Annotated in this window: 1 pseudogene; it reads right to left on the bottom strand. The window is 63.7% G+C overall.

From position 1 onward, the window contains the following. Positions 1-56: 56 nt before the first annotated feature. Positions 57-1,252: pseudogene (locus GV044_RS20515) on the bottom strand (IS256 family transposase). Between the last annotated feature and the right edge of the window lie 105 nt (positions 1,253-1,357).

Genomic DNA, 1,357 nt, shown 5'->3' with positions numbered 1-1,357 from the left:
GGTAGTGCCCCGCGGGGTGGTGTAGGAACACCGATCCTGGGCAGGGCCAAGGATGATCAGGCTGCCAGTGCTGGCAGGCTGATGTGCGGGTTATCGCTCAACGCGCCGATCGTTTGCAGCGTCATGTAGCGGCGGGACACAGACCACTCGTCATTCTGCTCGAGCATGAGCGCGCCGACCAGGCGGATGACAGCGGCGTTGTTGGGGAAGATGCCGATGACATCGGCCCGTCGCTTGATCTCCTTGTTGACGCGCTCAAGCGGGTTGGTGGACGAGATCTGCGGCCAGTGTTCCTTGGGAAACGCCATGTAGGCGAGCACCTCCTCGCGTGATCCGTCCATCATGATGGCGAGCTTCTCGTATCGCTCTCGCAGGGCGTCAGCGACGTGGTGCCACTGCTCGTGGGCGGCTCGGGCGCTCTCCTGGGCAAAGATCGTCTTGAGCATGGCGACGACGGCGGGACGCTGTTTGGGGCCGACATGCGCCAACGCATTGCGCATCCAGTGTACGCGGCAGCGCTGCTGGGTGGCATGGAAGACCTTGCCTGCGGCGCTGCGCAGTCCCTTGTTGTCGTCGGAGATGACGAGCTCTACGCCGCGCAGGCCGCGATCGACCAGCGAGCGCAGGAAGCCCTTCCAGAACACTTCGGCTTCAGACGGGCCGCTCACGACGCCGAGCACTCGCGCTTGCCGAGCGTGTCGACGCCTACTGCCACTATGACCGCGGTGGAGACAATCCGCCCACCCTCGCGCTCCTTCAGGTACGTGGCGTCGATCCACAGGTAGGGCCACTCGCCTTCGATTGGGCGATTGAGGAAAGCGTTCACTCGCTCGTCGATCTCGGTGATCAGTCGACTGACCTGGCTCTTTGAGATGCCAGCGGCGCCCATCGCCTTCACCAGATCGTCCACCGACCGTGTCGAAACCCCCTGGATGTAAGCTTCCTGGATCACCGCCACCAACGCCTTCTCCGCTGTGCGGCGCGGCTCCAGGAAGCTGGGAAAGTAGCTGCCTTTCCTCAGCTCGGCGGTCGCCAGCTCGATCCGGCCCGCACGCGTGTCCCAGGCGCGCTCGCGATAGCCATTGCGGTGGTTGAGGCGCTCGGGCGAGCGGGTGCCTGCCGCCGCGCCAGTCTTCGCCTCAATCTCCATCTCCATCATGCGCGCGGCGGCAAACGCCAGCATCTCGCGCACCAAATCCGCATCCGCCTCTTGATCAACCAACTCGAGCAAGGCCATCTTGGCATCGGTCATCGCTATCTTCCTTCAGGTTCGAGTTCGCATCCGAACCCTAACCGAAGATCGGCGATGGCCACCTCATCGAAGGGCCCTTCCTACACCACGCCATGGGACACTACC

This window comes from Novosphingobium sp. 9U (genome assembly GCF_902506425.1).
Classification (GTDB): Bacteria; Pseudomonadota; Alphaproteobacteria; order Sphingomonadales; family Sphingomonadaceae; genus Novosphingobium.
Note: the sequence above shows the minus strand (reverse complement) of the source record. Positions and strands in the feature narration are given on the sequence as shown.